This window comes from Burkholderia sp. BCC0419, assembly GCF_902830285.1.
Lineage (GTDB): Bacteria > Pseudomonadota > Gammaproteobacteria > Burkholderiales > Burkholderiaceae > Burkholderia.
In genome coordinates this window covers 180,043-193,783 of record NZ_CADESR010000001.1, presented here as the reverse complement: position 1 = coordinate 193,783, position 13,741 = coordinate 180,043, and the positions used below count along the sequence as shown (strand labels likewise).

Here is a 13,741-nt window from a genome sequence, read left to right as displayed (position 1 = left end):
CCCGCAGCCCGGGCTTTCATAAAGGTCGAGAAATTGCTCGATTGACGACAGGGCCATGACAAATTGCACATCCTAGACCATTGATCTGAAAGAATTTCTCCCGCCGCCCCACCTAAATTAATCGTATTTCAATTACTTCCATTCCATTGCGATTTTTATGATCCTATCCTTGGCAACACGAACCGATACAGGCGCAGTCGGCACAAATAGATGAGGACGGGGACATGGATAGCGAGGTCAGTCTGATCGCAGTACTCCAAGCGGAGCTGGGCGCTGATGCGGTTCTGACCGCGGAAGCGGACATGGCCGGTTTTGTCGAGGATTTCCGCGGCCGGTACAAGGGCCGCGCTCTGTGCGTCGTTCAGCCGGCGTCGACCAATCAGGTGGCGTTCGTCGTTCGCCGCTGCGTGGAGCGTGGCGCTCTCGTTCTGCCGCAGGGCGGCAACACGAGCCTGTGCGGGGGAGCGGTGCCGCGCGCCGCCGGACCTGCTCCGGTGATCGTCAGCTTGTCGCGCATGCGCCGCATCCGCGCTGTCGACGCAACCAATCGTTCGATCGAAGTCGAAGCGGGTTGCATTCTGAAGACGGTTCAGGACGAAGCGGCGGCGGTCGGCTGCCTTTATCCCGTGAGCCTGGGCGCGGAAGGCTCCTGCCAGATCGGCGGAACGCTTTCGACCAATGCCGGCGGCACGAGCGTCCTGCGTTACGGCAATACGCGCGACAACGTGCTCGGCCTGGAAGTCGTGCTTGCCGACGGGAGTGTCTGGAACGGGTTGCGTGGTCTGCGCAAGGACAATACCGGCATCGACCTGAAGCAGGTCTTCATCGGTGCCGAGGGCACGCTCGGCATCATCACTGCGGCGACCCTCAAGCTTCATCCGCTGCCCACGCACCATGCGCTCGCGTGGTTTTCACCGGTTAGCCCCGAAGCGGCCTTGCGCATCTTCGGGATGTTTCAGGCGAACTGCGGGGCACGTCTTTCCGCCTATGAATTGATGAATGAACGGCAGTTGCGGCTCGTCGTCGAGCGTATGCCGGATCGCCGCAATCCGCTGGTCGATTCGCACGCATGGCATGTGCTGGTTGAATTGTCCGATACGCGCGATGGCGTAGAAATGTCCGCCGCGCTCCAGCACACGCTCGAGGAAGCGGCCGGTGAGGATTTGATCGAAGACGCCGTCGTCGCCATGAGCGATGCGCAGCGCGCGATGCTCTGGGAAATTCGCCATAGCGTGACCGAAGCGAACAAGGGCGCCGGCGTCGGTCTGACGACCGACTGCTCGGTGCCGATTTCCGCCGTGCCGGCCTTCATCGACGGCGCAACGCGCGCCGTTCGCTCCATCGTTGCGGAACTCGACATCGCGATCGTGGGGCACATGGGCGACGGCAATATCCATTTCATCCCGATGTTCTCGTTTCCCGCATGGCAGGCGTTGGCCGATACACAATCGATGGCCGGTGCGCTGCGGCGCGCCGTCAACGACGTTGCTTACCGGCTGGGCGGCTCGTTCAGCGCTGAACATGGCGTTGGCGAAACCGGTCTGCCTGAAATGGCGCACTACAAGTCGGCGGTCGAACTAGCCGCGATGCGCGCAATCAAGCAGGCACTGGACCCGAGAAACATCATGAATCCGGGGCGCCTCATCCCCTGAGCGCGGCGCTGCCATCGACACGCCGGGGTTCTCGCGACAGTCGTTCCTCTACGCTGGGCGATTAATACGTTGTAGAAAATTTAGGAGATCACGATGAAATCGAAGAAATCCGGACAAGACACGATCGAGAATCCGAGACGCCGAGGCGTGATGAAAATCGCCGTCGCCGGCGCGGCGTCGGTCGCATTTCCGTTTGTCTGGACGCCGGCACGCGCGGCGAACAAGCGCATCGTCGTGCGCGACGACGGCGGGATCTACTCGAAGGCATACAACGCTGTTTTCTACGGGCCGTTCACGAAAGCGACCGGTATCGAGGTGATTGGCGTGCAGGCGACCGCCGAGCCCACGGCACAGATCAAGAGCATGGTGGATGCCGGCAGCTACACCTGGGACATGGCGAAGATCAGCCAGCCCGCCGTGCTGATGCTCACTTCGGGCGGCAAGGCGTATCTCGAGCGGCATGGCCTCGAATCCGATCCGGCGGTGTCGAAGATTCCGGGACAGTACATGTCGCCGTTCGGCGTGGGCACGAACGTGTATTCGACAGTCCTCGCCTATCGCACCGACGCGTTCAAGGGGCGCAAGGCGCCGTCGTCATGGGCCGATCTCTGGAATGTGCAAGCATTCCCGGGCCGCCGCGCCATGCGCAAATATCCGTTCGACACGATCGAGGCAGCGCTGATGGCCGCCGGTGTGCAGCCCGGGCAAGTCTACCCCTGCGATCTCGATCGCGCATTCGCCAGTCTCGGCAGGGTTGCGAAGCACGTCGACGTCTGGTGGACAACGGGCGCGCAGGTCGAGCAGATGCTCGGCTCCGGCGAAGTCGCGATGGTTGCGACTTGGGCGTCGCGTGCGCAATCGGCGATGGCCAACGGCGCCCCCGTATCGATCGTCTGGAATCAGAACATCTGGGGCTGCGACAACTGGTCGATCCTGAAGGGCTCGCCCAATGCGGACGCATGCCGCGAATTCATCAGGTTCGCGAGCGATGCGAAGCGCCAGGCCCAGCTCGTCAATTACTTTCCGGCGGGGCTCACGCTTCCGGAAGCATTCAACTACGTGAAGCCCGACGTCGCGAAGAACTGTCCGACTTATCCTGACAACATCAAAACCGGTGTCCATATCGATGCGAAGTACTGGGTGCAAAACCAGAGCGCGGCGCTGGAACGATTCAACAGCTGGATTCTTTCCTGATCTTTCAGCATCTCTTGGACTTCGACGCCCATGTCAGCCATCAATCTCACCATCAAAGGGCTCAGCAAGCGCTATGGCGATTTCGTCGCGCTCGCGCCGACGGATCTCGACGTCGCTCAGGGCGAGTTTCTTACCCTGCTGGGGCCGAGTGGTTCGGGGAAGACCACGCTGCTCAGCCTGATCGCAGGGCTGTCGCACCCGGACGGCGGCAGTATCCGTATCGACGGTGTCGATGTGACGTACGGCGCGCCGTACGAACGCGATATCGGCATGGTGTTCCAGAACTATGCGTTGTTTCCGCACATGACGGTGGCCGAAAACATCGCGTTTCCGCTCCAGATGCGCAAGGTCGACGCCACCGCGATGCGCCGGCGCGTAACAGAAGCACTTGAGATGGTTCACCTGCCGCACGTGGCCAGCCGTTATCCGCGCGAACTGTCGGGCGGACAGCAGCAGCGTATCGCGCTCGCGCGCTGCATGGTGTATCGCCCGTCGATCATCCTGATGGACGAGCCGCTGGGTGCGCTCGACAAGAAGCTGCGCGATCACATGCAGCTCGAAATCAAGCGCATTCACCGCGATCTCGGCACCACGATCGTCTACGTGACGCACGATCAGGAGGAGGCGATGACCATGTCGGATCGTATCTGCCTGATGAACGCCGGCTCGATCGCGCAAATCGGCACGCCTGCTGATTTGTACTTCCGTCCGACGAGCGTGTTCGTGGCCGATTTCCTCGGCGAATCGAACCTGCTCGATGCCACGGTGTCGTCGCGCGACGTCGAACGAGTGGGTATCGATATCGGCGGGCGCGATTGCGGTTACGCGATGGTGTATGACGGCAGCCTGCACCCGGGAAGCAAGGCCAAGGTCATGATCCGGCCGCAAAACCTGCATGTGGAAACCGGCCACGCCATCGGTGATCGCGTCGGATCGATGCAGGCACGGCTTACCGACATCATGGTGACCGGCGGCATGACGAAACTCTATCTGCAGGCGGTCGAGCCCATGAACGGCGGCACCGAAATCATCGCCGCATTTCCGACCCATCGCCTCGGCGAGCAGTATGAAATCGGCCAGTCGCTGCGGCTGCGCTGGTCGCCGTCCGACGCCGTTGCGATCGCGGGGTAAGCCATGAATCCTTCCGTGCTCACGGTTCCTGCCGAAGCGGATCGCGGCGGCTACCAGCGTCTGCGCTGGCGGCGCGCGCTGCGCGTCGCCGCCATGGCCGCACCGATCGTCGTGTTGCTGACGGTGTTCCTGATCTATCCGGTCGGGCAACTGCTGTTGATGAGCATTCGCGATGATGGCGGCTTCTCGCTCGCCGAGTATCGACGTCTCTTTGCATCATCCGTTTACGTCGAAGTCCTGTGGACGACGCTCAGGATATCGCTGCTCACGACGTTCTTTTCAGTGCTGATCGCGTATCCGGTCGCGTTCTTCATTTCCACCCTCACGCGCGACCGGAAAAGCAAGGTGCTGTATTGGGTACTGCTGTCGTTCTGGACCAGCTTTCTCGTGCGCACGTTCGCGTGGGTCGTCCTGCTCGGGCGCAATGGCGTGATCAACTGGGCGCTGATGCAACTGGGCCTCGATCAGCCGCTGAACCTGCTTTACAACCAGTCGGCGGTCGTCGTCGGCATGGTGCATGCGCTGATGCCGCTGGCGATCCTGACGATGCTGTCGGTGATGGAGAACATCGACCGCCGCTTGCCGACGGCCGCGTCGACGCTCGGCGCGCGCCCCGGCACGGTCTTCTGGAAGGTGTATTTCCCGTTGTCGATGCCGGGCGTGGCTTCCTCGGCGCTGATGGTGTTCGTCACCGCGATCGGCTTCTTCATCACGCCGACGCTGCTCGGCGGCCGCCGCCAGACGATGATCACGCAGCTCATCATCGATCAGGTGATGCAGGCGCTGAACTGGCGCTTCGCCGGCGCGATTTCCGTACTGCTGCTCGTCGTCGTGCTCGTCGTGTTTGTTGTCTATGACCGCATGGTAGGTCTGTCGACGATGGCGGGCGGCAATGCTGCCGCCGGCGCGCCGCAGAACGGCCGTCGCTGGATCCGACAGGCCGGCGACAGCGTGCTGACCGTACTCGGTAATGTCACGGATGCCATGCTGCGCCTCGTGCCCACGCCGCGCCGCAGCGCGAGCGGCGACAAACAACGTGCACTGCGCGTAGTCGTCTGGCTGATCCTGATTTTCTTGAGCGCGCCCGCCTTCCTGATGATTCCGCTGTCGTTCGACTCGATGTCGGGCCTCGCGTGGCCGCCGCATGGCTTCTCGCTGCAGTGGTATCAGCAGGTTGCGGACTCGCCGCTCTGGATGCAAGCCATCACGCGTTCGCTCGTCGTGGGCGTGGGGACGGGCGTGCTGTCGATGGCGATCGGTACGCCGGCCGCTTTCCTGCTCGTGCGCGGCGGCCTCAAGTGGAATGCGGCGATGCTCGCCTTCGTGCTCGCGCCGATCGTTGTGCCGCGCATGATTCTGGCGGTCGGAGTGTTCTACTTCTTCGCCCGCATCGGCCTCGTGGGCTCGTCATTCGGGTTGATGCTCGCGCATACGGTCGTCGCCGTCCCGTACGTGGTGATCACGATGATGGCGGTGTTGCGCAACTACGACGTGCGTCTCGACCTCGCGGCGCAGAGCATGGGGGCACGTCGCTTTACGACGTTGCGCCGGGTGACGTTCCCGATTCTGGGCGCCGGCCTGATGTCGTCGTTCCTGTTCGCGTTCGCAACGTCATTCGATGAACTGACGATTGCGCTGTTCGCGTCGGGCGGTTTGAACACGACGCTGCCTAAACAGTTCTGGGACGAAACCACCATGCAGATCTCGCCGGTGATCGCCGCAGTGTCGACGTGTCTCTTCGTTTTCATTTCGGTGCTGATCGCGGTCGCCGACCGCTTGCGCCGCCGCAGTCTTGCCTCCTGATCGGTATTACCTGAGAGATTGATTGAATGATCACTTCACAAAATCTGCGCGGCATCCTGCCCGCGATCCCGACGCCTGTTCACGCGAACGACACGATCGACGTCAATGCGGCACGCAACCTGCTGCGCTACCTGCTCAAACAGGGCATCGACGGTCTGGTTCCACTCGGCGGCACGGGCGAATACGGTGCGCTCTCGCGGGCAGAACGCATCCGCATGGCCGATTTGTCAGTCAAGGAAACGAACGGGAAGGTGCCGGTCATTGCCGGCGTACTCGACCCCGGGTATCACGACGCATTGCAGGCCGGTAAGGAATTCGCCGCGGCGGGCGTGGACGGGTTGCTCGTGCTGACGCCGTACTACACGAATCCGACGCAGCAAGGCATTCGCGATTACTTCCTGCGCTATGCCGATGCGTCGCCGGCGCCGATCCTGATTTACGAAATTCCGTACCGCACGCGAATTGCGATCGCGCCGGAGGTGTTGCACGAATTGTCGCGGCATGAACGCATCATCGGCATGAAGGCGTGCAATACGGACATGTGGCATTTCCTGCGGACGGTGGCAGGCGTGGACGAATCGTTTGCCGTGCTGAGTGGGGAGGACACGCTGTTCCCGATGCATCTTGCGGCGGGCGCGCGCGGCGGCATCGTGGTGACCGCGACGCTGTTGCCGAGCGCGTGGCGCAAGATTCAGGAGCACGTCTCGAATGGCCGAATTCAGGCGGCCATCGAACTGCATCGTTCGTTGATTCCGCTCATGAATCTGGCCTTCTCCGAAACGAACCCGGGCCCGATGAAGGCAGTGATGGACCTGATCGGCGTCGATGCACCGCATTTGCTTGCACCGCTCGTCCGGCCCGATCCCGCGCTCGCGGCGAGCCTGCGTTCGGAACTCGCAAAGCAGCTTGCCGTATTCGAACAGGGCGCTTGAACGCAGTCGTCCTGGGCGACGTCAGCGACGGAACGTGGATAGCCGCGACTTCGAAATCGAGGTTGCGGCGACCTGAATGTGCTTGGCGAGTTCGGCTTCTGCACGTTCAATGGACCAGCGCGACGTGGGTACGGCGATATTGATGGCCGCGACGGCCGTGCCGCCATGATCTGTGATCGGCGCGGCCACGGAGATGTCACCCAGCACCGTTTCGTTTTCGACGACAGCATAGCCGCGACGTGAAGCGAGTCGAATTCGTTCGAGCAGTTTTTCGCGGTTGATCTCGGTATAGGGGGTCATCGGTTCGAGACGTGTTTGGGCCAGGATCCGTTTGACCTGCGGCTCCGGCAGACGAGACAGGATCGCGATGCCCGACGCGGTGAACATTGCGGGCAGGCGCGCGCCCACGACGATATCGACGTTGACGAGATGGCGGCCGGGAAAGCGCGCGACGAAAACGATCTCGATGCCGTCGAGTTCCTGGAGATTGGTCGTCTCGCCGAGTTGCCGGCTGATTTCGAGCAGATACGGCGAAGCCTTGTCGACCAGTTCGTTGGCGCGGATGTAGTTGTACGAAAACTGCAAGACCTTCGACGTGAGGCCGTAGTTGCGGGTTTCCGGTACGCGCTGGAGATAGCCGAGTTCCTCCAGCGTATGGACAACCCGCTGGGTCGCGCTGCGATCGAGGTCCGCAGCGCGTGCGATGTCGCCGAGCGTCATGTGACGGCTCGGTCCATCGAACGCGTGCAGCACGCGAAACGTCTTTTCTGTCGAGCCGATGAACAGCGACGAGCGCTCGGACTTACGGGGCGTATCGGCTTTGCGCGGCGATTCGGGAGTGATTTTCGGCATGGAGGGTCGATAGCGAGGCATCGCTTTTCAATCGACATAATTGTAATGAAATTATTTCTGTACGTATATTTTCGCGGGGACCGACATGCTTGCTTGCGTTGACGATTACCGTACGGCCGCGCAGCGGCGTCTTGCCCGGATCGCCTGGGACTATCTCGAAGGCGCGGCCGAAGACGGCGATTCGATGCGCGCTGCGCGCGACAGCTATGGGCGGTGGCAATTTCGCCCGCGCGTCATGGCGGACGTCTCGGCGTGCTCGCAGGTCACGGCGTTATGGGATCGCGAAGCCGCCGCGCCGATGATCGTCGGGCCCACGGGGCTCAACGGACTGTTCTGGCCGAAAGCCGATGAATTGCTGGCGGCGGCAGCGGCCGACGCCGGCCTGCCGTTCGTCGTATCCACGGCGGCGACGTCGCTGCTGGAGGACGTGCGCACCGCGGCGCCGGACGCGGATCTGTGGCTTCAGCTCTATGTGCAGCGTGATCGCGCCATTGCGGAAGACATGATGCGGCGTGCGAACGAAGCGGGTTTCAGCACGCTGGTCCTGACGGTCGATACGCCGGTTCACGGCAATCGAGATCATGACGTGCGCAACGGCTTTCGCTTGCCGCTCAGGCCGTCGGTGAAATTGATGCTGGATTGCATGCGTCACCCGCGCTGGTCGTGTCGGATGCTGATGCACGGCGTGCCGCAGTTGCGCAACATCGCCAAAAGCGTCGGCGAAACCGAGAACCTGGACCGGCACGCGGCCTTGTTGAGCCGGCAGATGGACCTTGCGCTGCAGTGGACGGATCTCGCGTGGATACGACGCCATTGGCGTGGGCGTGTGATCGTCAAAGGCATTTTGGGCGTAGAGGATGCAATGCTGGCACGCGATGCCGGTGCAGACGGCATCGTGCTGTCGAATCACGGCGGCAGGCAACTGGCGAGCGCGCCTGCGCCCCTCGACCTCCTGCCGCGGGTGCATCGGGCCGTAGGGCGCGATTTGTGCGTCTTCGTCGATGGGGGCGTGAGGCGCGGCACCGACGTCGTGAAGGCGATCTCTCTCGGCGCGACGGCGGTGTTTCTGGGACGCGCGCCGCTTTACGGGCTCGCCGCACGCGGGATGGGTGGCGTCGCTCATGTTCTCGCGCTGATGAAGTCGGAAATGAACGCGACGATGAAGCTGCTCGGTCGAACCGACGTTGCAAGTCTTGACCGCGATTGTGTACAACCGGCCGCGATGCCACGAGCGGGGACAGATTGAGCGTAGCGTCGTGTAAGGATGGATAGGTATACCTGACACAACATCCAGAAAGAGAGTGACTCGTGAAGATTGCATTTATCGGCGCAGGGAACATGGCTGGTGCGCTTATCGGAGGATTGATCAACAGGGGCGTCGTTGCGGGCGATATCGCGGCTGTCGATCCGGACGAGGACGCCCGAACGAAGTGCCGTGCGACGTTTGACATTGAGGTGCGTGAGAGCATCGATGTGTGTTTGTCGCAGAGCGATGTGATCGTCCTCGCGGTCAAGCCGCAGCAGATGAAGGCGACGTGTGCGTCAATCGCGCCACTGCTGCGCGGGCAACTCGTTATTAGCATCGCTGCGGGTATTCGCGTGGGAACGTTATCGCGCTGGTTGGGCGGACATGCGCGCGTGGTGCGGGCCATGCCCAACACGCCCGCCTTGATTGGTCAGGGCGCTACAGGTCTCTTTGCTTTGCCGGAAGTCGGCAGCGACGATCGCAAGTGCGCGTCGGACATTCTCGGCGCCGTGGGCGTCGTTGTCTGGCTCAGTGCCGAAGATGGGCTGGATGCGGTGACGGCGATCTCGGGTAGCGGGCCTGCTTATGTCTTCTACTTCATCGAAGCGATGCAGGCGGCGGCCGAAGCGTTGGGTTTCTCGCCGGAGCAGGCGCGCACGCTGACGCTCGCGACCTTCAAAGGCGCGGTGCAACTTGCATCTGAATCGTCCGATCCCATAGGCATGTTGCGCGAACGCGTGACGTCGAAGGGCGGTACAACGGCCGCTGCCCTGGATGCATTCGAGAATGCCGATATAGCCGCGAGCATCATACGCGGCACCCTCGCGGCGAAAGTGCGAGCGATGCAGCTCGGTGCCGAACTGGGCTGCTAGAAACGTGATCCTAGCCCACAAAACTATCCCAGTTGAAAATGGAAAATTCCGGCATGACGTTGTCATCGAGACCAGGAGGTCATGCCGTGAAGAAGAGCAGGTTCACCGAAGAGTAGATCGCATATGTGTTAAAGCAGGTCGAGCTGGGTACGCCTGTCGCGGAGGCCTGCCGCAAGACGGGAATCAGCGACGCGGCGTTTTACAACTGGCGGACGAAGTACGGCGGGCTATCACCCTCAGAGCTGCGCCGGCTGAAGCAGCTTGAGGAAGAGAGGTGACGCCACATCAACGCGACGACCACCCGGGCAGCGGGACCGATCTCAACGAAGCCCAATCGGAATTCTCGCCGCGACCCAATCGAGCGTGGTGGGTGGCAGCGAGATCGACCGCATGCCGTCATACTGATCCGACGCGTCGAAGTAGGTCAACTTGCCATCGCGGACCTCGATCGGCTCGTAGCCCGGTCGCCCGCCCCAGAAAACGAACGACAACCTAGTGGCCAACGTCGATCCGTGAGCATCGGCTACGACGATTTTGACCTGTTCATTTTGGTCCGCGAAAAAGCCACCACGCTGGCTACCACTTCCGCAGATATTCACGATGTAGATCCTGCCGTCGACCTGTTTGACACCGCCGTTCAGCTCGGCGTTGTAATTGAAGCGCTGACAATCGGTATCGTCAGTCATGATCCCGCGAAAGCCGACCAGGTAGACGAACGCCAAAAAACCGAGCGTGACGATCGCAAGGCCTACGCGCTTCGCTCGGCTAAAACGGTTTAAATTTCTGACAAGCCGGTACAGGAAGAACCCGAAGATGATCGACGTGATGACGAGGATCGCCAGCTTCGTATTCAGGAGCGCGAAAATCGTGATCGCGTTATGCACGTCAACCGGCACGAACAGCCATCCGATATCGACGACCAGGTATATGGCGATCACGGACAAGACTACTTTGAGGATGGTCATGGCCGCCTTCATTGCTCGGCCGGAATGGTTCTGCATACGGTGTCAATTTTCAGAATGATCGGCTTGTCCAGCTTGATGAGTTTGGGCTTGCTGTAGACCACGAAGTCGTCGCCACGTTGCTTGAAACGCCCCCGTACTCCGCGGAACCTCAACGCCCATTCCCGAGTGACTGTCGTATCGTCGATCGGCTGCAGCGAGTTGAGATTGTTGTTGTAGACATGCGTGGGGCTCGCCAGCCACTTTCGCGCCAACTTGGCCGAAATTGGCCAGCCCTCCTTGTCCATCGCGTTGGGGATGTCCTGCAGATCGAACTCGGGCAGCTTGTCGGCTGGCTCTGCGTCTCGGGGCTTGTCGCTCGGCTGTGGCTTGGCGGGCGACTTGGCCGATGCCGAAGCAGGAGCAGGAGCTGGCAGCTTCTGCGGTGCGACTGTATCGGCTACCTTGGGCGGAGGTGGCGGTGGCGGCTCATTTGGCGCAAGCCTGGCGAACGAGATCTTTTGCTGCGTGTCGATGGGAACGCACCCGACGACGCCCGAATAGCATTTCCAATGCTTTCCGGAATATAAAAGCCTCGGCTCCATCTGGTAATACGTGACTTTTTTGACAATTGACATGGGTGGATGGCGCCTCCGAATGAATCCGCGCCAAAATAATCGATACCCAAGTACGTCCGCAATAGTAATGAAAACAACTGTTAAATCTGTCCGAGTACGAGAAAGTCGTGAAGATTAGGACAATTCTCAAAGGGCATGCTGCGTCGCCCGTATTGGTCTATCCCGCCTTGGTACCGCAACACTGGCGATGGCAAGGAATTCAAGATAATCTTCTCACCAACGCCTGCTGACTGGTTGCGGGCAGGCATGCCGTTTTTCGACCAAGTTTGTCTGACTTGCCGATGCGCGTCGCACATCGCACATCCCCCCTCGCACATCCACCCTGAAGAGCTACATGGAATACATCATCCATCAGGAAGTGCCCTCGGTATCGACATATATCGAAATCCGCCTTGCTGCGGGGTTGAGCCGAAAATCTGAGCAAGCTGCAACGATCGGGTTGAGGAATGGCCTCTTTAGTGTCGTGGCGTACCAAGGTAGCGCTCCGGTCGGAATCGGCAGGGTTATCGGCGACGGCGGTTGCTTCTTCGAGGTCGTGGATATCGCAGTACTACCGACTCACCAGAAGAAGGGCGTAGGCGATCTGATCATGCGAGCACTCATGAACTACATTCACGAGAACGCCCCGCCGACCGCCTATGTCAGCCTGATGGCAGATCACGGGACGCCGAAGTTCTATGAACGCTACGGTTTCCAGCCGTCGGTACTTCCCGAGAAAGCGGGTATGTTTCTTCGCATCAAATGACGCAGTCGCACTTACCACATCAAGGAGAATTGAATGATGTGATCGCTACCGACCGACAGCGGTCACTTGGCCTTCGATGGCTACACGGTCGATCTGTCCACAGATCACGTTTTTTGATCATTTCGGACATTCGCGGACACATCTTTGAGCATATCTGCGAAAGTCGTCGCGACGCGAGTCCGTCCGGCTCCCTTCGGCCATAGCAACCCGAGTTTTCGGGATAATTCCGGATGCGTTATGGGTATCAGGCTGATGCATTCGATTCTCGTACCGGTATTCTCAGGAACGATAGTTGCAAGCTGCCCTTCCGCGGCGACAGCCAAAAGCGACTCCGTGTTGTCCATTTCTACGACTATCTGCGATTGCACGCTAGCCGCTCTGAACGCATCTTCAATCAGGATGCGCGTCGAGAACTTTGGCGTGAGTAGGGCAAGGGGAATCGAGCCAAGCGTTTTCCACTGAACCCGACGCTTCTGTGCGAACGGGTGGCCCCAGCCAACGGCCAGAACGAGCCGCTCCGAAAAAAGATACTCCGATTCGACATCGCTCCGTGAAGCCGGATGGAACGCAATACCGAGATCGAGTGTTCCCAATGCCAGTTTTTCCTCAAGCTCTGCCGCGAGAAGATCCTGGACCACGATCCGCACCTTGGGGTACATCTGATTGAACGACGAGACAGCCGGAGGCAGAAATGAAAGCGGAAATACCGGGATAGTGCCCAAGGTAAAGGTCCCGGCGTCGAGCTCGTTGAGTTCCTGCATGGCTCGCTTGGCTCGCATCGTTTCATTGCATGTGCGCACCGCATAATCGTAAAAAACGCGGCCTGCCTGTGTAAGGCGCATGGCTCGCCCTACTCTGTCGAACAACGCGATACCCAATTCCTCCTCGAGTTGGCGAAGGGCGTGCGACAGCGTGGATTGCGCAACGCACATCTTCTCGGCTGCGCGTGAAAGGTTGTTGAGCTCGACGATAGTTTGGAAATAGCGAAGCTGGCGCAGTTCCATATGTCTCCCACTGGATCAGTGATCAACGCAATGATATCGATCGACATCGTCGAATGATTTTATCGAATTAATTCATTTTTACGATCATCGATATCTAAGTACCATCATGCGCTGACACACCTCGATATTCCGACTGACCATCGAGCGGGCTCGTTGCACGTGGTTGGTGCACGTGACAGGCGACCAACTCACCTTTGGAGCACCTAATGAGCGACCCCATTGTGCGGCACCATACCCCCGCGCACCTCGAAGCATCGTGGGCGCGAGAATTTTCGGAAGCAATTGAAGTCCCTGCAAGTGCAACAACCATCACGTTGAGTGGGGTAGGTGCACTGCCATCGAATCTCGACGCCGAACCACACACGGTAAGCTATTTCGGAGATTTGCAAACGCAAACGAAAAGCGTGTTCGACCAGATTCAGCGCATCCTCGAAGCCAAAGGATATGCGTTAGGCGATGTAATTGCCATGCTTGCTCTTTTCGTTGCAGAGCCCGCGACGAACAGTCCGCCAGACTACAGCAGTTTCTCGAGCGTCTATTCCGACTATTTCGGCTCGGCAGCGCAACCCCACCTGCCTACCCGGACTCGTGCCCAGGTAATAGGCCTTGTCGAGCCCGGCTGGCTGGTCGAAGTGACCGTAACGGCGGCGAAGGCCGTGAAGGTCTGATCGCACCACCATCGAGCCGACCTTTCGCTCATTGCTCTCGCGACATTGTCATCAATGCGTTGC

At 60.2% G+C, this 13,741-nt stretch carries 13 protein-coding genes and 1 pseudogene; 10 read left to right on the top strand and 4 right to left on the bottom strand.

Annotated features, from left to right (window positions below; translation table 11 throughout):
- The first annotated feature begins 224 nt into the window (after positions 1-224).
- The 5 genes from HWW87_RS00870 to dapA all read left to right on the top strand — a co-directional run bounded on the left by HWW87_RS00870 (position 225) and on the right by dapA (position 6,712).
- Positions 225-1,652, top strand: a complete 1,428-nt coding sequence (locus tag HWW87_RS00870) for an FAD-binding oxidoreductase (protein WP_175818873.1) — start codon at positions 225-227, stop codon at positions 1,650-1,652.
- Between the two features lie 150 nt (positions 1,653-1,802).
- Positions 1,803-2,846, top strand: coding sequence for an ABC transporter substrate-binding protein (locus HWW87_RS00865; protein ID WP_244107108.1), 1,044 nt, complete (start codon positions 1,803-1,805; stop codon positions 2,844-2,846).
- Between the two features lie 30 nt (positions 2,847-2,876).
- Positions 2,877-3,977 (top strand): ABC transporter ATP-binding protein, encoded by a 1,101-nt coding sequence (locus HWW87_RS00860; protein ID WP_175818872.1) that lies wholly within the window; start codon positions 2,877-2,879, stop codon positions 3,975-3,977.
- A 93-nt stretch (positions 3,978-4,070) separates the two neighbouring features.
- Positions 4,071-5,780, top strand: a complete 1,710-nt coding sequence (locus tag HWW87_RS00855) for an ABC transporter permease subunit (RefSeq protein ID WP_244107193.1) — start codon at positions 4,071-4,073, stop codon at positions 5,778-5,780.
- Positions 5,781-5,806: 26 nt separating this feature from the next.
- The gene (dapA, locus tag HWW87_RS00850; RefSeq protein WP_175818870.1) at positions 5,807-6,712 is read left to right on the top strand and encodes a 4-hydroxy-tetrahydrodipicolinate synthase; all 906 of its coding nucleotides are present in this window, start codon (positions 5,807-5,809) and stop codon (positions 6,710-6,712) included.
- Between the two features lie 21 nt (positions 6,713-6,733).
- On the opposite strand, the gene HWW87_RS00845 is transcribed toward dapA, so the two are convergent.
- On the bottom strand, positions 6,734-7,564 hold the full coding sequence (locus HWW87_RS00845) for an IclR family transcriptional regulator C-terminal domain-containing protein (RefSeq protein ID WP_174387229.1): 831 nt from the start codon (positions 7,562-7,564) through the stop codon (positions 6,734-6,736).
- 85 nt (positions 7,565-7,649) lie between these two features.
- Here HWW87_RS00845 and HWW87_RS00840 point away from each other — a divergent pair, with 85 nt between their 5' ends.
- From HWW87_RS00840 to HWW87_RS00830, 3 genes and pseudogenes are all read left to right on the top strand, one after another.
- The gene (locus tag HWW87_RS00840; protein ID WP_175818869.1) at positions 7,650-8,810 is read left to right on the top strand and encodes an alpha-hydroxy acid oxidase; all 1,161 of its coding nucleotides are present in this window, start codon (positions 7,650-7,652) and stop codon (positions 8,808-8,810) included.
- 62 nt (positions 8,811-8,872) lie between these two features.
- Positions 8,873-9,682 carry a pyrroline-5-carboxylate reductase gene (proC, locus tag HWW87_RS00835; RefSeq protein ID WP_175818868.1) on the top strand — a complete coding sequence of 270 codons (810 nt, stop codon included), beginning with the start codon at positions 8,873-8,875 and terminating at the stop codon, positions 9,680-9,682.
- Between the two features lie 116 nt (positions 9,683-9,798).
- A pseudogene (locus HWW87_RS00830) lies at positions 9,799-9,954 on the top strand (transposase); the annotation flags it as partial.
- 48 nt (positions 9,955-10,002) lie between these two features.
- Here HWW87_RS00830 and HWW87_RS00825 read toward each other — a convergent pair.
- Positions 10,003-10,647 carry a hypothetical protein gene (locus HWW87_RS00825; protein WP_244107106.1) on the bottom strand — a complete coding sequence of 215 codons (645 nt, stop codon included), beginning with the start codon at positions 10,645-10,647 and terminating at the stop codon, positions 10,003-10,005.
- 8 nt (positions 10,648-10,655) lie between these two features.
- Complete coding sequence (locus HWW87_RS00820; RefSeq protein WP_175818866.1) at positions 10,656-11,261, bottom strand: DUF6402 family protein; 606 nt, start codon at positions 11,259-11,261, stop codon at positions 10,656-10,658.
- Between the two features lie 334 nt (positions 11,262-11,595).
- Here HWW87_RS00820 and HWW87_RS00815 point away from each other — a divergent pair, with 334 nt between their 5' ends.
- On the top strand, positions 11,596-12,006 hold the full coding sequence (locus HWW87_RS00815) for a GNAT family N-acetyltransferase (protein ID WP_175818865.1): 411 nt from the start codon (positions 11,596-11,598) through the stop codon (positions 12,004-12,006).
- Positions 12,007-12,110: 104 nt separating this feature from the next.
- Here the strand turns inward: HWW87_RS00815 and HWW87_RS00810 are convergent, their stop codons facing one another.
- Positions 12,111-13,010, bottom strand: a complete 900-nt coding sequence (locus HWW87_RS00810; protein ID WP_175818864.1) for a LysR substrate-binding domain-containing protein — start codon at positions 13,008-13,010, stop codon at positions 12,111-12,113.
- Positions 13,011-13,216: 206 nt separating this feature from the next.
- Here HWW87_RS00810 and HWW87_RS00805 point away from each other — a divergent pair, with 206 nt between their 5' ends.
- On the top strand, positions 13,217-13,678 hold the full coding sequence (locus tag HWW87_RS00805; RefSeq protein ID WP_175818863.1) for a Rid family hydrolase: 462 nt from the start codon (positions 13,217-13,219) through the stop codon (positions 13,676-13,678).
- Positions 13,679-13,741: the final 63 nt, after the last annotated feature.